At 65.1% G+C, this 18668-nt stretch carries 15 protein-coding genes; 4 read left to right on the top strand and 11 right to left on the bottom strand.

All coding sequences use genetic code 11. The annotated features are described in order from the left end of the window. Positions 1–64 precede the first annotated feature (64 nt). The 3 genes from G486_RS0113095 to G486_RS22285 are packed head-to-tail and all read right to left on the bottom strand — an operon-like array spanning position 65 to position 5910. Positions 65–1546: an efflux transporter outer membrane subunit gene (locus G486_RS0113095; protein WP_051303498.1), complete on the bottom strand. Its 1482-nt coding sequence runs from the start codon at positions 1544–1546 to the stop codon at positions 65–67. Continuing rightward, a complete protein-coding gene (locus tag G486_RS0113090; RefSeq protein WP_027015948.1) occupies positions 1546–4695 on the bottom strand; it encodes an efflux RND transporter permease subunit in 3150 nt (1049 codons plus the stop codon). The genes G486_RS0113095 and G486_RS0113090 overlap by 1 nt, the downstream gene beginning before the upstream one ends. Before the next feature lie 6 nt (positions 4696–4701). After that, positions 4702–5910, bottom strand: coding sequence for an efflux RND transporter periplasmic adaptor subunit (locus G486_RS22285; protein ID WP_051303492.1), 1209 nt, complete (start codon positions 5908–5910; stop codon positions 4702–4704). A 181-nt stretch (positions 5911–6091) separates the two neighbouring features. Between G486_RS22285 and G486_RS0113080 the strand changes: the two genes are divergently transcribed. Beyond that, positions 6092–6670, top strand: a complete 579-nt coding sequence (locus G486_RS0113080; RefSeq protein WP_027015947.1) for a TetR/AcrR family transcriptional regulator — start codon at positions 6092–6094, stop codon at positions 6668–6670. On the opposite strand, the gene G486_RS0113075 is transcribed toward G486_RS0113080, so the two are convergent. Further along, positions 6634–7563: an EamA family transporter gene (locus tag G486_RS0113075; RefSeq protein ID WP_027015946.1), complete on the bottom strand. Its 930-nt coding sequence runs from the start codon at positions 7561–7563 to the stop codon at positions 6634–6636. The genes G486_RS0113080 and G486_RS0113075 overlap by 37 nt on opposite strands. A 231-nt stretch (positions 7564–7794) precedes the next feature. On the opposite strand from G486_RS0113075, the gene G486_RS0113065 reads away from it, so the two are divergent. After that, positions 7795–8982 carry a serine hydrolase domain-containing protein gene (locus tag G486_RS0113065; protein WP_027015945.1) on the top strand — a complete coding sequence of 396 codons (1188 nt, stop codon included), beginning with the start codon at positions 7795–7797 and terminating at the stop codon, positions 8980–8982. A gap of 46 nt (positions 8983–9028) precedes the next feature. Beyond that, positions 9029–10039 carry an AraC family transcriptional regulator gene (locus G486_RS0113060; RefSeq protein ID WP_027015944.1) on the top strand — a complete coding sequence of 337 codons (1011 nt, stop codon included), beginning with the start codon at positions 9029–9031 and terminating at the stop codon, positions 10037–10039. 154 nt (positions 10040–10193) lie between these two features. Here the strand turns inward: G486_RS0113060 and G486_RS0113055 are convergent, their stop codons facing one another. The 5 genes from G486_RS0113055 to G486_RS0113035 all read right to left on the bottom strand — a co-directional run bounded on the left by G486_RS0113055 (position 10194) and on the right by G486_RS0113035 (position 14976). Further along, positions 10194–10550, bottom strand: coding sequence for a hypothetical protein (locus G486_RS0113055; RefSeq protein ID WP_027015943.1), 357 nt, complete (start codon positions 10548–10550; stop codon positions 10194–10196). Between the two features lie 9 nt (positions 10551–10559). Continuing rightward, positions 10560–11300 carry a DUF7003 family protein gene (locus tag G486_RS0113050; protein WP_027015942.1) on the bottom strand — a complete coding sequence of 247 codons (741 nt, stop codon included), beginning with the start codon at positions 11298–11300 and terminating at the stop codon, positions 10560–10562. A 78-nt stretch (positions 11301–11378) separates the two neighbouring features. Further along, complete coding sequence (gene msrB / locus G486_RS0113045) at positions 11379–11780, bottom strand: peptide-methionine (R)-S-oxide reductase MsrB (RefSeq protein WP_027015941.1); 402 nt, start codon at positions 11778–11780, stop codon at positions 11379–11381. Then, positions 11777–13315: a protein adenylyltransferase SelO gene (locus tag G486_RS0113040; protein WP_027015940.1), complete on the bottom strand. Its 1539-nt coding sequence runs from the start codon at positions 13313–13315 to the stop codon at positions 11777–11779. Before G486_RS0113040 ends, msrB begins: the two co-directional genes overlap by 4 nt. A 107-nt stretch (positions 13316–13422) precedes the next feature. After that, positions 13423–14976 (bottom strand): fumarate hydratase, encoded by a 1554-nt coding sequence (locus G486_RS0113035; RefSeq protein WP_027015939.1) that lies wholly within the window; start codon positions 14974–14976, stop codon positions 13423–13425. 267 nt (positions 14977–15243) lie between these two features. Here G486_RS0113035 and fumC point away from each other — a divergent pair, with 267 nt between their 5' ends. Beyond that, the gene (gene fumC, locus G486_RS0113030) at positions 15244–16635 is read left to right on the top strand and encodes a class II fumarate hydratase (protein ID WP_027015938.1); all 1392 of its coding nucleotides are present in this window, start codon (positions 15244–15246) and stop codon (positions 16633–16635) included. Between the two features lie 189 nt (positions 16636–16824). On the opposite strand, the gene G486_RS0113025 is transcribed toward fumC, so the two are convergent. Both G486_RS0113025 and G486_RS0113020 read right to left on the bottom strand, forming a co-directional pair. After that, on the bottom strand, positions 16825–18021 hold the full coding sequence (locus G486_RS0113025) for a multidrug effflux MFS transporter (RefSeq protein ID WP_027015937.1): 1197 nt from the start codon (positions 18019–18021) through the stop codon (positions 16825–16827). Positions 18022–18091: 70 nt separating this feature from the next. Then, positions 18092–18628, bottom strand: coding sequence for a MarR family winged helix-turn-helix transcriptional regulator (locus G486_RS0113020; protein ID WP_027015936.1), 537 nt, complete (start codon positions 18626–18628; stop codon positions 18092–18094). Between the last annotated feature and the right edge of the window lie 40 nt (positions 18629–18668).

Raw genomic sequence — 18668 nt, 5'->3', positions numbered from 1 at the left:
CCCGGGCGGGCCTGAACAAATCAGCAGGCAGCTCGCGAAGAGCGGGGGGAAGGCGCGCAGCGCCTCAGGGGGGTGTTCTATCCTTTTTCCAGCCGCCGCCTAAAGCCTTGTACAGCGTAGTCAGCGCAATCTGGCGCTCGGTGGCCACATCGATCAGGGCCAGCTGGCTGGCAAAGTGGCTGCGCTCGGCATCCAGATAGCGCAAATGGCTGTCCACACCGGCGCGGTAGCGGGCCGTGGCCAGGGTCAGGCTTTGGGCGCTGCTGGTGACCAGCTTGCGCTGGGCCGCTTCTTCACGCCGCAAGGTGTCGGTAGCGGCCAGGGCATCGGCCACTTCGCGGAAAGCGGTCTGGATGCTTTTTTCGTAAGCCACCACGGCCATGTCCTTGCGCACCTGGGCCAGGTCCAGATTGGCCTGGTTGCGGCCGCCGTCAAAAATGGGCAGCTGCAGCTGGGGCATGAAGGACCAGCTGCGTTGACCTCCCTGGAACAGATGGGACAGCTCGGCGCTGCTGCTGCCCAAGGCGCCGGTCAGCGAGATGCGCGGAAAGAATGCCGCGCGCGCCGCGCCAATGCTGGCGTTGCGGGACTGCAGCAGGTGCTCGGCAGCACGGATGTCGGGGCGGTGGGTGAGTAAATCGGCCGGCATGCCCGGGCCTATGTCCTGCACCAGGGGCAAGGTGGAGAGGGCTTGGTCCATGGCCTGGTCTGCGGCCTGTTCCTGGTCCTGTGGGGGCTGGCCCAGCAGCAGCGTCAGCGCATTGCCGGCCTGGCGGTACTGGCGCTCGGAACGCTCCAGCTCGGTACGGGCCTGCTCGGTCAGGCTTTCGGCCTCGTGCAGGTCCAGGGCCGTGTCCAGGCCATGCTGGCGGCGTTGCTGCACCAGCTGCAGCGCCGCTTCGCGCGAGGCCAGGGTGCGCTGGGTCAGCGCCACGCGCTGGCGGGCGCTGTCGTGCAGCAGCGAGGCCTGCACCACCTCGGCCACCAGGCTGATCTGCACGCTGCGTGCGGCTTCCTCGCTGGCCAGGTATTCCTGCAGCGCGGCTTCAGACAGGCTGCGCACGCGGCCGAACAGGTCCAGCTCGAAGGCGGCCAGACCCACGCCGGCCTGGTAGCTGCTTTGCACGGTGGATGCGCCTGCGGCGCTGAGGTCGCCGGGCAGGCGCTGGCGGTTGCCAGAGGCCTGTACCTCCACGCCGGGCAGGCGCTCGGCCCGCTGCACGCCATACATGGCGCGTGCGGCCTCCACATCCAGCAGGGCTTGGCGCAGGTCGCGGTTATGGGCCAGGGCTTGCGCTATGCGCTGGCGCAGCAGGGCATCGGTCACAAAGTCCTGCCAGGCCAGGGTGGCGGCGGCAGGGGCCGTAGCGCTGCTGTCACCGGCCCATGCCCAGACTGCAGGCACCGGCGCGGCCGGTCTTTGGTGGACAGGGGCCATGGAGCAGCCCGCGACCAGGGCCGCAGCGGCCACCAGCAAGGCCAGGCGGCCAGGTGCTGGCGCAGTCGGAAGGGTAGAGGGCAGGGCAGATGAGATCAGGTCACGCATCATGCGGACTCTCCTTGCTCGGGGAGGGCGGGCTTTTTGCCGTCCTCCTTGGTGCGTCCACGCCACAGCGAGAGCACCCAGACAAAAAACACCGGTACAAAAACAACGCCCAGCAAGGTGGCGCTCAGCATGCCGCCAATCACGGCAATGCCGATGGCGGCCTGGCTGGAGGCGCCGGCACCCGAGGCCAGAGCCAGCGGTACCACGCCCAGGATGAAGGCCAGCGAGGTCATGATGATGGGCCGAAAGCGCAGGCGTGCGGCCTGCAAGGCGGCATCCCGCAGGCTCAGGCCCTGCTCATGCAGGCTTTTGGCGAACTCCACGATCAAGATCGCGTTCTTGGCTGCCAGGCCGATGATGGTGATCAGTCCCACCTTGAAGTACACATCGTTGGCCAGGCCCACGGCCGAGACCGCCGCCACGGCGCCCAGGGCACCAATGGGCACAATGAGCATCACCGAGGCCGGAATGCTCCAGCTTTCGTACAAGGCCACCAGCAGCAGGAACACCACCAGAATCGCCAGCGCAAACAGCTTGGGTGCCTGGGCACCTGCAGCCCGTTCCTGATAGGACAGGCCGGTCCATTCATAGCCAATGCCCTGGGGTAGCCCGGCAGCTATGCGCTCCAGCTCGGCCATGGCCTGGCCCGTGGTGTAGCCGGGCTTGGCGTCGCCCGAGATGCGGAAGGCCGGATAGCCGTTGTAGCGCGAGATCTGCACCGGGCCCATTTCCCACTTCACCGTGGCAAACGAGGCCAGTGGCACCTGCTGGCCCTGGTCATTGGGCACATACAGGCGCAGCAGGTCTTCGGGCTTCATGCGCGCCGCGGTATCGGCCTGCACCACCACGCGCTGCAGGCGGCCGGCGTTGGGGAACTCGTTGATCACGGCCGAGCCGTAGGCGGTGGACAGCGCCGTGCTGATGGCGGTGAAGTCCACGCCCTGGGCCATGGCCTGGCGGCGGTCTATATCCAGGCGCAGCTGGGGCGCATCTTCCAGGTTTTCCATCATGGCGTAGGCGATGACGGGCGAGGCATTGGCTTTTTTCAGCAACTCGTTGCGGGCATCCACCAAGGCTTCGCGGCCCAGATTGGCACGGTCCTGCAGGCGCAGCGAGAAGCCGCCGGAATTGCCCAGGCCATCAATGGGCGGTGGGTCCACCGCCATGGCCGTACCGTCCTGGATGCTGCCAAAGCGCTTGTTAAAGGCTTCGACTTCATGCCAGGAGGCCTGCGCGGGTGTGCGCAGCGACCAGTCCTTGAGCGTGATGAAGGCCATGGCCGCGTTCTGGCCCGAGCCAGAGAAGCTCCAGCCCAGCAAGAACTCCACCTGCTCGGTGGCGGGGCGTTCCTGCAGATAGGCTTCCATATCGCGCACCATGGCTGCGGTGCGCGACTCGGTGGCGCCTGGGGGCAGCTGCAGGCTGACGATGTAGTAGCCCATGTCCTCATACGGCACAAAGGACTCGGGCATGCGCACATACATGCCGCCCAGCAGGCCGACCAGGGCGGCGTAGAGCAGCATAGAGCGGCCCACGCGCCGGGCCAGCTTCTGGTTCAGCAGGTTGAAGCGCTCCGTCAGCCGCGCAAAGCGGCGGTTGAACCAGCCGAAAAAGCCGCGCTTTGCATGGTGCGCGCCCTGGGGAATGGGCTGGAGCAATGTGGCACACAGCGCCGGCGTGAAGGTCAGCGCCAAAAAGCCCGAGAACAGAATGGACACGGCCAGCGACAGCGAGAACTGGCGGTAGATCACCCCCACCGATCCGCTCATGAAAGCCAGCGGTATGAACACCGCAGACAGCACCAGGGTGATGCCTACAATCGCGCCCGAGACCTGCTGCATGGCCTTGATGGTGGCCTCGCGTGGGCTTAAGCCCTCCTCCGCCATGAGGCGCTCCACGTTCTCCACCACCACGATGGCGTCATCCACCAGGATGCCAATGGCCAGCACCATGCCGAACATGGTCATCATGTTCACCGAGAAGCCCAGGCCATACATCACGGCCAGCGTGCCCGCCAGACACACCGGCACCACGATGGTGGGGATCAGCGTGTAGCGCAGGTTCTGCAGAAACAGCCACATCACCAGAAACACCAGCACCACGGCCTCGATCAGGGTCTGGATCACCTTGCCGATGGCCACCTGCACAAAGCGCGAGGTGTCATAGGGCACGGAATACTGGATGTCGCTGGGGAAGTTCTGGGACAGCTCGGCCAGGCGCGCCTTGACGGCCTTGGAGGTGGCCAGGGCATTGGCGCCGGGCGCCAGCTGCACGGCGGCGGCCACGCCCTTGCGACCGTCTTCGCGCGAGGAGAAGGTGTAGTCCAGCTGGCCCACTTCCAGGCGGGCCACATCGGCCAGGCGCACGGTGGCGCCGTCGCCCTTGGCGCGCAGCACGATATGGCCGAATTCCTCGGGCGAGCTCAAGGCACCATGCACCACGATGGAAGCGCTCAACTCCTGCTCGGGCGAGCCCGGCTGGGCGCCAAAGCTGCCTGCGGGCACTTGCACGTTTTGCGCGGCAATGGCGGCATTCACATCGGCCACCGACAGGCCGTAGCCCAGCAGTTTCTGCGGGTCGATCCACACGCGCATGGCCACGTCGGCGCTGAAGAACTGCACCTTGCCCACGCCGGGAATGCGGCGGATTTCGTTGTTCACGCTGCGCACGGCGTAGTCGGACAGGGCCACCTCGTTCTTGCCCGTGTCGTCGCCCTTGTAGGTCAGCGAGTAAATCAGCAGAAAGTTGGCGCTGGCCTGCTCCACCTGCAGGCCCATTTGCATCACCGCGCCAGGCAGGCGTGCCTCGGCTTTTTTGATGCGGTTTTGCACCTCCACTTGGGCCATGGCCGGGTCGGTGCCCGGTGCGAATGTGGCCGAGATTTCGGACTGGCCCGTGGAGTCGCTGGACGAATCAAAGTACAGCAGGCCCTTGGTGCCGTTGAGTTCCTCTTCGATCACGCTGGTCACGGATTCCATGACCGTGGTGGCCGAGGCGCCCGGGTAGGACGACCAGATCGAAATCTGGGGCGGCGCCACGTTCGGGAACTGCGACACCGGCAAAGCGGTGATGGACAGCAGGCCCGCCAAGGTGATGAAGATGGCCACCACCCAGGCGAAATTGGGGCGGTTGATGAAAAACTGGGACATATCGCTTTATTTCGTTGCGGCGGGCGCAGGGGCTTCGGGGGCGGCGGCCTCCGATGCTGCAGCGTCCGCGGCCTTGGGCTTCACAGGCGCGGGAGCGACCTTGCTGCCGGGCTGGATCTTGGCCATGCGGCCCACAATGACCTGGTCACCGGGCACCAGCCCTTCGGTGATCTGCCACAGCGCACCCTGCATGGCACCGGTGCGCACCGGGCGGATCTGGGCCTTCTGTTCCTGGTCGACCACCAGCACATGGGCGCTGCCGTCGGCACCGCGCTGCACGGCACGCTGGGGCAGCAGGATGGCGGCAGGGTCCTGGCCCTGGTGGAGTTGCACGCGCACATACATGCCGGGCAGCAGCAGGCCGTCGCGGTTGTCGAACTCACCGCGCAGCGACAGCTGGCCGGTGGCACGGTCCACGCTGATGTCGGAGAACAGCAGCTTGCCCTGGCGCTGCACGCTGGTGCCCTCCAAGATCAGGCTTACTGGCGCATCCTTGCCCGAGGCGCCCTGGAGCTTGCCCTCGGCCATGGCCACGCGCAGGCGCTGGGCCTCGGCCGCAGGCTGCTGGAAGTCCACATACACCGGCGAGATCTGCTGGATCAAGGTCATGGGTGTGGCCTCGTTCTGGCCCACCAGCGCGCCCTCGGTCACCAGCGCACGGCCTATGCGGCCGGCAATGGGCGCCTTGACCTCGGTGTAGTCCAGGTTGAGCCGGGCGGCCTCCACCTCGGCCAGGGCCGACTGGCGCGCGGCCTTGGCACTGCGCTGGGCCGCCTGGGCGCTGTCAAAGTCCTGGCGGCTCACCGCCTCGATGGCCACCAGGGGCTCATAGCGGCGCAGCAGGGCCTGGGCCTCGGCCAGGGCCGCCTCGGCACGTGCCAGCTCGCCCTGGGCGCGCGACAGCGCGGCGCGCAGGGGCGCTGGGTCGATGCGGAACAGCAGCTCGCCGGCCTTGACGTCGGCCCCTTCACGGAAATGGCGGCTCAGCACAATGCCGGGCACGCGGGCGCGCACCTCGGCCACACGCACCGGCTCCACACGGCCCGGCAGCTCGCTGCTGACGGTAAAGGCCTGGGTTTGAACCGCCAGCACATCCACGGGCTCGGGTGCGGCGCCGGAGGCATTGGTTTCGGGAGATTTGCCGCAGCCGGCCAGCAGGACCAGCAATGCCGCCGTGGCCACAGGCCGCCACAGACCGGGGTGTCGCATAGACATGACGCTATCTTTTGAATTCTTGAAAGTGTTGGATAGTATTTCAAAAATCCAAATGAATCGAAAAAGGTTCATTTATTGTGAGGTCAATCTTTACCTCGGAGACAGAAGTCACACCTTCTGAAAGGCACAATATTGCTCGAGTTGAATCTTTTTCGTTTCAAACGGAGGTGAGAACCATTCCATGACTGCAAGCAGCCCCGCCCAAGAGGTATCCATACTGCCGGCTTTGGCTTTGGCCTTGACCAACCATCCCCGAGCTTCGTTGCAGGAGCTGGCCAAGGCCATAGGCATCAGCAAGGCCACGCTCTACCGCTTCAGCCGCACGCGCGAAGATCTGGTGGCCAGGCTGCTGGCCCACAGCATGCAGACCATGTCGGCCGCCTTGGCCCAGGCCAGGCTGCAGGAAGATCACCCGCTGCAGGCCCTGCAGCGCCTGACAGCACTGAACCTGGAGCAGCGTGAATTCGTCGGTTTTCTGACCTATTACTGGAAGGAAGTGGACGCCGCTGTGGACGAAAGCGCGCACTGGGACGAGCAGCTGGATGCTTTTTTCCTGCGGGGGCAGCAGCAGGGCGTGTTTCGCATCGACTTCAGCGCAGCTGCGCTGGCAGAAATCTGGATTTCCACACTGCTCGGCCTGGCCGACGCCGAACGCCGTGGCCGCGTGGCCCGGGCCGAACTGGCCTCACTGGTGGAGCGCGCCTTCTTGCAGGGCAGCCAGGCTCAGCGGCCCGATCTGCCCCATTTGCCGCCAAACTGATTCACGACCATGCCCAGCAGCACGCCCAGCGTGCCCAGCCATTGCAGCCAGGATGGGAGCTCGCCCAGCAGCAGCATGGCCGAGAGCAGGCCGATCACGGGCACGAGCAGGGATAGCGGGGCCACGGTGCTGGCCGCATAGCGCTGCAGCAAGCGCGTCCACAGCCCATAGCCGAGCAGGGTCGAGAGCAGGGCCAGATAGGCGATCACGCCCATCTCGCGCCAGCCAAGAGCCAGCAGTTGCTGCTGCATGGAATCCGTACCATCGAGCCAGGCCGAGAGCAGCAGCAAAGGCAGGATGGGGAACAGGCTGGACCAGACGATGAAGGACACGGGCTCGTAAGGCCCGTTCTTCGCGGCCAGGCGCGTGAGCAGGTTTGATCCCGCCCACATGCCGGCCGCACCCAGGGTGCAGATGAAAGCCGTCAGTGACATGCCGGCTGCGCCACTGCCATGGGTGGCTCCTATCAGCATCAGGCCGGCCAGGGCCACGAACAGTCCCAGCCACTGCCAGCGCTGGGGCTTTTCTGCCAGCAGGGCTGCGGCCAGCAGCATGGTGATGAAGGCCTGGGTCTGAAGCACCACCGAGGCCATGCCGGCCGGCATGCCCAGCCGCATGGCCGTGAACAGCAGGCCGAACTGGCCCACGCCCTGGACCAGGCCGTAGGCCGCGAGCAGACCCCAGGAAACGCTTTTGGGCGGGCGCACGAACAGCAGGAACGGCAGTGAGGCCGCCATGAAGCGCAGCGCGCACAGCAGCATGGGCGAGATCGTGTCCAGGCCCCATTTCATGACCACGAAGTTCAGGCCCCAGATCACGATGACGACAAGGGCGTTGATCCAGTCTGCCTGGCGCATGCCCGAAGGCGCGGTGCTCGATGCTGCTGTGCTCATGTTTGTTTTGTGCTTGTTTTTTCTCTGCCAGGCCCGCGAGTATGAACCAAGCTCAAAACATGCGCAGGGCGCCATCTGCGATGGCATTTTCTGCCGGATGGAGACAGGGGCTTGCCGGATACAGATCGCCGGAGTCAGGTCCGGGGACTAGATTTGCGCTGTCCATGGAGCATGGCTGCAGCGCTTGCGGCCACGGCCTTCAGGGGCGCATAACAATCAAGGAGACATGCAATGAAGATGAATGTCAGGATCGCACTTGACGCCATACTTGCCCAGACTGCCACACGCCATGGCGGAGTGCCCGGTGTGGTGGCCATGGCCACGGACCGTGACGGCAATTTCTATGAAGGTGCGGCGGGCACGCGTGAGCTGGGCCGCGATCTGCCCATGGGCACGGACGCGGTGTTTGCGCTGTTCTCCACCACCAAGGCCTTGACCGGCACCTGCATCATGCAGCTCGTGGAGGAGGGGTTGCTGACGCTGGAGGACGAGGCCGGCAAGTATCTGCCCGAGATAGATCGCATCGAAGTGCTCCAGGGCTTTGATGCCCAGGGCCAGCCCGTGACGCGCGCGCCCAGGCGCAAGATCACGGTCAATGACCTGATGCTGCACACGGCCGGCTTTTCCTACGAGTTCTTCAGCGCCGACGACCTCCGGTATCGCGAAGCCAAAGGCCTGCCCACCGTGGTTTCCTGCAGCCCCGAGTCCATACGCAGCGTGCTGCTGCACGATCCGGGCGAGGCCTGGAGCTATGGCGTGAACATCGACTGGCTGGGCCTGATTGTCGAGAAGCTGCGTGGCAAGCGCCTGGGTGCGGTCATGGCCGAGCGCATCTTCGCGCCGCTAGGCATGCAGGAGATCGGCTTCGGTATGACGGACGCCATGCGTGCGCGGCGGGTGACGATTCACGACCGCGCGGCGGATGGCCGGCTTACGCCCTTGCCCGATCTGGTGCTGCCCGAGCCGCCGCCCATGGACATGGGCGGCCATGGACTGTATGCGAGCGTGGGCGAATACATGAAGTTCATCCGCATGATCTTGAACGATGGCGCCGGCCCCCATGGCCGTGTGCTCAAGCCTGAGACCGTGCAGGCCATGGCCCGCGACGGTCTGTTGCCCATGGGGCTGAGCGCGGGCGGCTGGACCGGCGCCATTGCCTCGCTGAGCAATTCGGGCGAATTCTTTGCAGGCACGCCCAAGGGCTGGTCCTATAGCTTCATGACCAACCGCGAGCCCACGCCGAGCGGGCGCGCTGCAGGCTCGCTGATGTGGGCGGGCCTTGCCAATTGCTATTACTGGATAGACAAGAGCACGGGCATAGGCGGCTTCTGGGCCACGCAGATCCTGCCGTTCCAGGATGCAGTCTCCTACCCGGCGTTTGTGGAATTCGAGTCGGCCATTTACCATCACCTGCGCTGAGTTCGCCGCGCCTTGCGGTCGCAGAGCACCGCAAGGAGACGATTGCATGGACGCGATACGCAATGTCCTGATCACCGATGCCCAGGGAGCTGCCAGCCTGCGACACCGGCTGGTGGCTTCCTCCGACTGGGATGAAGTCCAGCACTGGTGCCGCCAGGTCTACATGCCTTACGAGGCGTCGCCCCAGGGGCCGGCCAGAAGGCCGGACTCGGTGCTGGATGCGGTGCGCATAGGGCATTTCACGCTCAGCCGCTTCAGCTACGGCATTCCCGTGCATCTGCGGGAGTTCTCGGCCGAGGCCGGCCTGGGCATGGTGCTGACCACGCTGCGTGGTGCCATACGCCACTGGTCCTGTGGCAAGAGCTATAGCGATACCGGCATCGGCGAAGCCTTTCTGGTCGACAACTCGCGCACCCACTACCGGCTGGATGCGGATGCCGAGCATTTGCAGGTGAACCTGACCTTTGCGCACGAGGCCATGGCCGGGCTTTACGAGCGCTGGTTCGGCCGGCCTGCCGACGAACGCATGTGGAGCTGCAAATTTCGCTTCGGTGGCGCGCAGTCGAGCTGGATTGCGCTGCTCTCCTATGCCTGCCGCTGCATCACGCAAATGCCCGAAGCCGTGGAGCAGGGCCCGCTGGGCCGGCATCTTGAGGAGACTCTGGGCATGCATTTGCTCACGCTGTGGCGCCAGCAACTGGACCAGCCTGAAGCCGCCACCGTGCACCGCCTGGCGCCCCGGCATGTGCTGGCCGCCGAGCAGTACATGCGCGAGCATGCACGCCAGGCGCCTACGCTGAGCGAGCTGGCCGCGGTTGCGGGCGTCAGCGTGCGCACGCTGAGCGCAGCCTTTCGCGAGTTCCGAGGCTGCACGCCCATGCAGGCCTTGCGCGAGCTCAGGCTGAGCGGCGTGCGTGCCGAGCTGCTGCTCGCCCCTCAGGGGGCGACGGTGCGCGACCTGGCTGCGCAATGGGGGTATGCAAGCTTCGGCCTGTTTGCCGCCGCCTATAGAAAGCGCTTTGACGAATCGCCCTCGGCCACCTTGTACCGGCGCTGAGGCGCTGTGGCCACACGCCGGGTGCTGCATGCCTGGGCCTTCAGACATGCAGGCCATTGCGGGGCCTGCTCTTGCTGGGGGCTGGAGCGCGCGCAGGCTCTTGGCCTGCAGGTGTTGCGCGCGACTCGCCTGTCCTGCAGGGCCTGCCGGTGGTTCATGGGCGCTCAACCGGGCTTGAGACGGGGCCAGAGGGCCTGCCGCTATCGTCCAACTGCAGGCACAGCGCGCTGCCGCTGCGCTCCGGGCGCCAGCCTTGGGCCAGAGCCAGGCGTATCGTCCGGGCCACGAGCGCTGACGTGACGATTGCTCCTTCAAGTCCCATCCAGTTGTCCGGCCTCGGGGTCTGCAGGCTCACCAGTAGGGTGCAAGCAGGCGAACTCTCCTGCTGTACGGCAAAGCTCAGCCCTGCCGAGGCCAGGCCCTGGGTGTAGGTGGGGCGCTGCCTGATGCGCCACAGATAGGCGCTGCCGTCGACCACGATGCGGCGCCTGCCTTTGCGGGGAAGACTCATGGGCGTGGCTCAGAGCGTTCCGCCATCGGGCCAGTGGGACCAGTGCGTATTCGGCGCCTGCTCGGGCCTGTAGGTCGATGCCGGGGCTCCGGCCAGCACCTGGGCCAGCATCTGCAGGCAGTGGCTACTGCTGGGCAGCTCGTCACCGGCCAGGTCGGGATGCAGCCATGCATCCAGCACCAGCACCTCCTCGAGCTCGTCGGGCACGCACAGGCGCCGCTCCTCGCGTGTGGCCAGCACGGCATCGCGCTCCACATGGGCCAGGTAGCGCGCGAGCTCGAAGACCTGCACGCGCGGTGCCTGCTCCAGCTCTATGCCTGCATCCGCATAGGCTTGCAGCGGCGGCAGGGCCAGGCTTTTCCCCCTGAGTGTCAGGGTGCTGGCATCGGAGGCCAGCATCTCGCCGTCCTCGGGATCGATCCAGTCGCCTTCGTCCACCGGGTAGACAAAGGCCGATTCGTTGTGCGCGCTGTTGTCCAGGTAGCTGGCATAGGCCAGAGAATCTGCAAAATCCTCGGGGCCGCGCTGGAGCTTGACGCGGCTGCCCATGGTCTGGATCTGGACGTCGGGCAGTCCGGCCCTCGGGGAGAAACCGAAGATCTCCACGACCAGGCACCAGTCCTGCGCGGAGCGAAACAGGCTCAGCCGGCTCGCGGCCGGGTAGACATAGCCGTTGTCCAGCATGGGAAAGCTGAAGGACTGTGCGCAGTCGTCGAGAACGGAAAGAATTTGCTGGGCGTCGTGGCTCACGGAATTGCTCTGGAAAAGGGTCCTGGGATGTGTGGGGGCAGGGTGCTTGGAGCCTGCGCTGCGGCTTTCAGCAGGCGCTTACTTGAACTCCAGCGATGCCGAGTTCATGCAATACCTGAGCCCGGTCTGCGTGGGTCCGTCCGGGAACACATGGCCCAGGTGCGCGCCGCATTGGCTGCAAACGGTTTCCGTGCGCAGCATGCCGTGGCTGCGGTCCACGATCTCGGTAATCGCGCCTGGCAAGGCCTGGTCGAAGCTGGGCCAGCCGCAGCCGGCGTCGAACTTGGTGGGGGAGTCGAACAGCTTGGCTCCGCAGCAGATGCAGTGGTAGCTGCCGTCGGCCCAGAACTGCTCGTACTTGCCCGTGAACGGGCGCTCTGTGGCGGCGCGGCGCGTGACTTCGAAGGCGTGTGGCTCGGCATTTTTGGCCTCAAGCAAGTCCTGCCACTGCTGATCGGTTTTCTGTACGGGATAGCTCATGATGAACAGCTGATCTCTAGGGAGGAGGCCCAGTCGGGCGGGAAGTCGGCCCAGTCCGCGTGCTCGGGATGGGCGTCGAAAGGGGTTTGCAGCACGGCCTGCAACTGAGTCAGCGGGCCGAAGTCGCCTTCCTGCGTTGCGCGTATCACCGTTTCCGCAAGATGGTTGCGCAGCAGGAAGCGAGGATTGGATTTTTGCATCAAACTGGCCGCTGACGCAGGTGTGAAAAGCGCAAGCTGCTCTGAATAAAGGAGCGCCCAGGCATCGAAACCCGCGCGGTCGAGAATGATGTCGCGCAGGGGCTCGAAGTCGGCCTGCTGCGGGACCTGCGGATTCTGCGCCTGGTTGCGGGCCAGGTCTTGAACGGCCTGGGTCAGCCGCGTGAAGAAGATGCTGTAGTCGACGCGGTTGTCCGAGAGCAGTTGCAGCAAGGGGTTGACCAGGTGCGCAAATCTGCCTTCGTCCACCGAGGTGCCGGGCGCATCCTCGGGCAGGCCCAGCTTGGCCAGCATCTGAGCGGCATAGGCCTGCGGGAAGACCTGCTTGTACGACTCCAGCGCGGCCAGCGTGAGCTCCTCGTCGCCTATCAGTGGCAGCAAGGCCTGGCCCAGGCAGAACAGGTTCCAGTAGGCCACCTGGGGCTGGCGGTTGAACGCGTAGCGGCCCTGGCTGTCGCTGTGATTGCAGACATGGCCGGGATCGAAGCTGTCTAGGAACTGGAACGGGCCGTAGTCTATGGTCAGGCCCAGAATGCTCATGTTGTCGGTGTTCATGACCCCGTGGCAAAAGCCCTGGGCCTGCCACTGGGCGAGCAGGCGTGCCGTGCGCTCGCTCACGGCCTGCAGGAAGTTGGCGTAGGCATTGGCTTGAAGGCTGCTGGCGCTGCGGCACTCGGGGTAGTGCTGGTCGATCACCTGGTCGGCCAGGGCCTTGAGCTCGGACTGCATGTCGCGCGCCGCGAAATGCTCGAAATGCCCGAAGCGGATGAAGCTGGGCGCGACGCGCGTGACGACCGCTGCCGTCTCTATCTGCTCGCGGCGTACCGGCAGGGGCGAGCCCACCAGGGCCAGTGCCCGCGTGCTGGGAATGCCCAGCGCATGCATGGCTTCGCTGCAAAGAAATTCGCGGATCGATGAGCGCAGCACGGCGCGACCGTCTCCCATGCGTGAGTAGGGCGTGCGCCCTGCGCCCTTGAGCTGTACTTCAAGCCCGTTGTCGGTCTCGCCGAGCAGGATGGCCCGCCCGTCGCCCAGCTGTCCGGCCCAGACGCCGAACTGATGGCCGCTGTAGACGCTGGCCAGCGGCCGGCTGCCGGGCAGCAGCGCATTGCCCGCAAACACCTGCAGGGCTTCGTCGCCGGCCATCCATGCGGCATCAAAGCCGAGCAGGTCGGCAACGTCGTCGCTGCGGGCGAGCCAGTGGGGCTCGGGCACGGGGCTGGGGTTGAGCTCGGTATGAAAGCCCGGGCCCAGGGCATGAAAGCTCTGGCGCTGGGCAAAGGCTGGCGGTGCGAGGGGGGCAGTCTGCAAGTCCATGCAGGCATTCTCGCCCAGACCTCAAGCCCTTGCGCGGGCCGGGCCCAGCGCGTGGGCCCGAAAGGCTGGCGCACTGGGCTGCGGCCACTCAGAGCGTGTTCACGCCCTCAGGCCGAGGCCAGCTCGATGCCCTTGAACTCGCCGCTGGCAATGCGCTTTTGCCATTCGGCCGGGCCCGTGATGTGGGCGCTGGTGCCGCCTGCATCCACGGCCACGGTGACGGGCATGTCGACCACGTCGAACTCGTAGATGGCTTCCATGCCCAGGTCCTCGAAGCCCACGACCTTGGCGTTCTTGATGGCCTTGGAGACCAGGTAGGCGGCGCCGCCTACGGCCATGAGGTAGGCGCTCTTGTGGTTCTTGATGCTCTCTATGGCCACGGGGCCGCGTTCGGCCTTGCCGATCATGGCGATCAGGCCGGTCTGCTCGAGCATCATGTCGGTGAACTTGTCCATGCGCGTGGCCGTGGTCGGGCCTGCGGGGCCCACGGCCTCGTCACCCACGGGGTCCACCGGGCCCACGTAGTAGATCACGCGGTTGGTGAAGTCCACGGGCAGCTTCCCGCCCTTGGCCAGCATGTCCTGGATGCGCTTGTGGGCCGCATCGCGGCCGGTGAGCATCTTGCCGTTGAGCAGCAGGGTGTCACCGGGCTTCCAGCTCGCGACCTCTTGCTTGGTCAGGGTGTTGAGATCGACCTTCTTGCTTTTGTTGTAATCGGGCTCCCAGTCGATTTTGGGCCACAGGTCCAGGCTGGGTGCATCCAGGTAGACGGGGCCCGAGCCGTCCATCACGAAGTGGGCGTGGCGCGTGGCGGCGCAGTTGGGAATCATGGCCACGGGCTTGCTGGCTGCATGCGTGGGGTACATCTTGATCTTGATGTCCAGCACCGTGGCCAGGCCGCCCAGGCCCTGGGCGCCGATGCCCAGGGCGTTGACTTTTTCGTAGAGCTCAAGACGCAGCTCCTCAATCTGGTCGAGCTTTTCGCCGCGTGAGCTCTTGGCCTGCAGCTCGTACATGTCGAGGTCTTCCATGAGGCTTTCCTTGGCCAGCAACACGGCTTTTTCCGCCGTGCCGCCAATGCCGATGCCCAGCATGCCGGGAGGGCACCAGCCCGCGCCCATGGTGGGCACGGTCTTGAGCACCCAGTCCACCAGCGAATCGCTGGGGTTCATCATGATCATCTTGGATTTGTTCTCGCTGCCGCCGCCCTTGGCCGCGACCGTGATGTCCACGGTGTTGCCGGGCACGATCTGCGTGAAGATCACGGCCGGCGTGTTGTCCCGGGTGTTCTTGCGCGCAAAGTGCGGATCGGCCACGACCGAGGCACGCAGCGTGTTGTCGGGGTGGTTGTAGCCACGGCGCACGCCTTCGTTGATGGCGTCCTCAAGGCTGCCGGTAAAGCCTTCCCACTTCACGTCCATGCCCACCTTGAGGAAGACGTTGACGATGCCCGTGTCCTGGCAGATGGGGCGGTGGCCCGTGGCCGCCATCTTGGAGTTGGTCAGGATCTGGGCCATGGCGTCCTTGGCCGCCAGGCTTTGCTCGCGCTCATAGGCGCGGGTCAGGTGCTGTATGTAGTCGGCGGGATGGTAGTAGCTGATGTACTGCAGGGCGCCCGCGATCGAATCGATCAGGTCCTGCTGACGAATGGGAGTGGTCATCGTGAAGCTTCTTTATTGGGAAAACAGGGTGGGCCGATTATCGGCTCTGAGCGCCTGCGGGCGCAGCAAGACAGGCCAGTCTTGTAGAAGAGTCGAGGGGTATGGCTGGACAGGCAGCCACCGGCGGCATCACTTTGTGAAGGCGTTTGCGTCTCAAGTGAGAAGAGTTCTTGTTCAAGGCATTACCATGCTGAACTTGTTCGCGGCCAGGCAGCCAGGCCTTTGCGTAGCCAGCAGTGCCGCTTCTTTGTTCAGGAGCCTTGATTCATGACCGCCACCCGCCAGGAAAAAGACACTTTCGGCCCCATCGCCGTGCCCGCAGACAAGCTGTGGGGCGCGCAGACGCAGCGCTCGCTGCAGAACTTCGACATCAGCGGCGAGCAGCAGCCGCGTGAAATCATCCATGCGCTGGCCCAGGTGAAAAAAGCCTCGGCCAGCGTCAACCACGCGTTGGGCCTGCTGGATGAAAAAAAGTCCAAAGCCATCAATGCCGCCGCCGATGAGGTGGTTGCCGGCAAGCATCCGGATGAGTTCCCGCTGGTGGTCTGGCAGACCGGCTCGGGCACGCAGACGAATATGAACGTCAACGAGGTGCTGGCCAACCGTGCCAGTGAAATCTTGGGTGGTGAGCGCGGCGAAGGCCGCCTGGTGCACCCGAATGACGATGTGAACAAAAGCCAGTCCAGCAACGACGTCTACCCCACGGCCATGCATGTGGCCGCCGTGACGGCCCTGGAGCAAAAGCTGTTGCCGGCCATGGCCAAGCTGCGCGCCACGTTGCAGGCCAAGAGCGAGGCCTTTGCCGATATCGTCAAGATCGGCCGTACCCATTTGCAGGATGCCACACCGTTAACCCTGGGCCAGGAAATCTCCGGCTGGGTGGCCCAGCTGGCCCATGGCGAGCGCCATGTGCGCGCCGCGCTGCCGCATCTGTATGAACTGGCCCTGGGCGGCACGGCCGTGGGCACGGGGCTGAATGCGCCCAAGGGCTATGCCGAAGGCGTGGCAGCCGAGCTGTCACAGCTCACCGGCTACCCCTTTGTGACCTCGCCCAACAAATTCGAGTCGCTGGCCAGCTGCGATGCGCTGGTGCATGCCCATGGCGCGCTCAAGACCGTGGCCGCCAGCATGATGAAGATTGCCAACGATGTGCGCTGGCTGGCCAGCGGCCCGCGCAGCGGCCTGGGTGAGTTGTCCATTCCCGAGAACGAGCCGGGCTCGTCGATCATGCCGGGCAAGGTCAATCCCACGCAGAGCGAGGCCGTGACCATGCTGGCCGCCCAGGTGTTTGGCAACGATGTGGCCATCAACTTTGGCGGAGCCTCCGGCAACTTCGAGCTGAATGTGTTCCGCCCGCTGGTGGCGCACAATTTTTTGCAGAGCGTGCGCCTGCTGGCCGATGGCATGGTGAGCTTTAACGACCATTGCGCCGTGGGCATTGAGCCCAACCGCGAACGCATTGCCGAGCTGGTCGGCCGCTCGCTGATGCTGGTCACCGCGCTCAACACCCACATCGGCTACGACAAGGCGGCCTTCATCGCCAAAAAAGCGCACAAGGAAGGCACAAGCCTGCGCGAAGCGGCCATTGCCAGCGGCCATGTGACGGGGGAACAGTTCGACGCCTGGGTGGTGCCCGAGCAGATGGTGGGCAATCTGTAGACATCGCATTCCCGGCGATCATATGGTCGCTTATTGAGCAGGTCTGGATGCGGCTGATGCCGCGTCTGCGTGTTTTGCTTGGCAACGCTGACTGCGGCAACTGGTGCTGGTACAAGGCCATAGAGCGCAGCAGCGTTTGCTTTCAGTCCTCGGCATTGTTGAATCGTGATGGTCGATGGGCTCACGCTTTCAGTGCGAGACCCCTGGATGTACGGATGCGCGTAGCGCAGCCCTGAAGCTCAACTGGCCCAGGGTGCAGGCCAGGGCCAGCACCAGCGCTGCCGACAGTGCAGGATCGCTGCCAAAGCTGGCGCCCAGCGTGCACAGGCCGCCCACAGCCATTTGCGTGCAGCCATAGACGCCGGCAGCCGATCCCGTGAGATCGGGTTGTACGCTCAGCGCGCGGCTCAAAGCCGTGGGGCTGGCCAAGCCTGCGCCCAGGGCAAACATGAGCATCAGGCCTACGACCAGATAAGGTGTGAGCTGGTGCAGCAGGGCTGCGATCAGAAAGGCCATGGCCCCGACCAGGCTCAGCAGATTGCCGCCGAGCATCAGCCTATCCAGCGCGATGCTGCGCACCATCTGGCGTGCCAGCGCATTGCCTGCAGCCATGCCGGCCATCAGAATGCCCAGATAGATGGCGACCTCGTGTTTGCTGGTGTGCAACTGGTCTATGAAGATGAAGGGCGCGGCTGCAAGAAAGGCGTACACCGAGGTCGTGGCACAGCCGCCGCCAATGGCAAAGCCCACGAATGTCCGCGAGGACAACAGGCGTCGGTAGTCGTCGCGTACCAGGCGCCAGTCAAGCCGGCCTGTGGGGCGGCCTGTTTCAGGCAGCAGCTTGTAGACGCTTGCTGCGGTAATGCTCCCTGCCACCGCCAGGCACGCAAAAATGCCGCGCCAGCCCCAGGCCTGATCTATGGCCGAGCCCAGGGCCGGTGCTATGCCGGGGCCCAGCATCATCATGAGGTTGAGCAGGGCCAAGCTGCTGACTGCGGTCTCGGGCGTGGCCGTATCACGTGCGATCGCACGGCCCAGGGCCAGGCCTGCACAGCCGCCCAGGGCCTGGAACAGGCGTGCGCCGATGAGCCAGGAGGCTGATGGCGCCGCAGCGGCGGCCAGGCTGGCCAGCGAGAATAGGCCCAGGCCTGTGAGCAGCATCGGGCGTCGGCCCAGGCTGTCGGACAGCGGGCCGTAAATCAGCTGGCCCAGACCCAGGCCCAGGATGTAGATCGTGATGGTGAGCTGCATCTGGCCGCTGCTGGCCGAAAGAGCCAGGCCGGCATCGGGCAGGGCCGGCAGAAACATGTGCATGGCCAGGGTGCCGACAATGGTGACGATGACCAGAAGCCACAGCGGCATCCGGCGAGAGGGGGTGCTTTGCATGAAGAACGGGGGGAGAGCTGGGGGGGCACGGACTGAAGGCAGGTCGACAACCGGGGGCTGAGCGAGGGGGCTAGTTCGTGTGAGGGTGCGGTCTGAGGGAGCGCTGGGGTCGCGGTTGCGAAGAATCGTGTGCTTCATCCACGGGAGAAAGGTCGGCCATGGCCTGGAGCAGGCGCTCCATGATGGCAAATGAAGCCGCGAGTTCAGCGGCCGGGATGCTGCCCAGCACTTGGGTGCGCGTCTGCTGTACCAGTTGCTGAACGGTCTCGGCCTGGGCCCGGCCTGCAGGCGTGAGCTGCAGCTTTTTGACGCGGCGGTCGCTGTCGTGCACCCGCTCTATCCAGCCCTGGGTGGCGAGGCCGTCGACCAGGCGCACGACGGACGAACTGTCCAAGCCCAGGGAGTGAGCCAGGTCCTTTTGCCGCATGGCCTGAGGGCTGCGAGCCAGGTGCATGAGCGGCATCCACAGTGCCTGGCTCAGCCCCATGGGTGCCAGCAGTTGATCAAGCGTTCGCCGCCACTGCTTGTTGACCTGCCCCAGCGTGAACATGAAGTGGCGCTGCAAGTCCTGCGCAGAGGAGGACTGCTTCTTGTCGTGCTGAGGCATGAAATTTATGTGATCTTCAAATAGTTGGCATTCAAATTAT

The sequence above is a fragment of the Comamonas composti DSM 21721 genome (assembly GCF_000429845.1).
Taxonomy (GTDB): domain Bacteria; phylum Pseudomonadota; class Gammaproteobacteria; order Burkholderiales; family Burkholderiaceae_C; genus Comamonas; species Comamonas composti.
This window is presented reverse-complemented; position numbering and strand designations above follow the sequence as displayed.

Bases quoted from the DNA above. Each gene is read 5' to 3' on its own strand.
- G486_RS0113040 (WP_027015940.1), bottom strand. From the start codon at position 13,315: ATGGACTTGCAGACTGCCCCCCTCGCACCGCCAGCCTTTGCCCAGCGC.
- fumC (WP_027015938.1), top strand. From the start codon at position 15,244: ATGACCGCCACCCGCCAGGAAAAAGACACTTTCGGCCCCATCGCCGTG.
- G486_RS0113090 (WP_027015948.1), bottom strand. From the start codon at position 4,695: ATGTCCCAGTTTTTCATCAACCGCCCCAATTTCGCCTGGGTGGTGGCC.
- G486_RS0113035 (WP_027015939.1), bottom strand. From the start codon at position 14,976: ATGACCACTCCCATTCGTCAGCAGGACCTGATCGATTCGATCGCGGGC.
- G486_RS22285 (WP_051303492.1), bottom strand. From the start codon at position 5,910: ATGTCTATGCGACACCCCGGTCTGTGGCGGCCTGTGGCCACGGCGGCA.
- G486_RS0113020 (WP_027015936.1), bottom strand. From the start codon at position 18,628: ATGCCTCAGCACGACAAGAAGCAGTCCTCCTCTGCGCAGGACTTGCAG.
- G486_RS0113060 (WP_027015944.1), top strand. From the start codon at position 9,029: ATGGACGCGATACGCAATGTCCTGATCACCGATGCCCAGGGAGCTGCC.
- G486_RS0113095 (WP_051303498.1), bottom strand. From the start codon at position 1,546: ATGCGTGACCTGATCTCATCTGCCCTGCCCTCTACCCTTCCGACTGCG.
- G486_RS0113065 (WP_027015945.1), top strand. From the start codon at position 7,795: ATGAAGATGAATGTCAGGATCGCACTTGACGCCATACTTGCCCAGACT.
- G486_RS0113055 (WP_027015943.1), bottom strand. From the start codon at position 10,550: ATGAGTCTTCCCCGCAAAGGCAGGCGCCGCATCGTGGTCGACGGCAGC.
- G486_RS0113080 (WP_027015947.1), top strand. From the start codon at position 6,092: ATGACTGCAAGCAGCCCCGCCCAAGAGGTATCCATACTGCCGGCTTTG.
- msrB (WP_027015941.1), bottom strand. From the start codon at position 11,780: ATGAGCTATCCCGTACAGAAAACCGATCAGCAGTGGCAGGACTTGCTT.
- G486_RS0113025 (WP_027015937.1), bottom strand. From the start codon at position 18,021: ATGCAAAGCACCCCCTCTCGCCGGATGCCGCTGTGGCTTCTGGTCATC.
- G486_RS0113075 (WP_027015946.1), bottom strand. From the start codon at position 7,563: ATGAGCACAGCAGCATCGAGCACCGCGCCTTCGGGCATGCGCCAGGCA.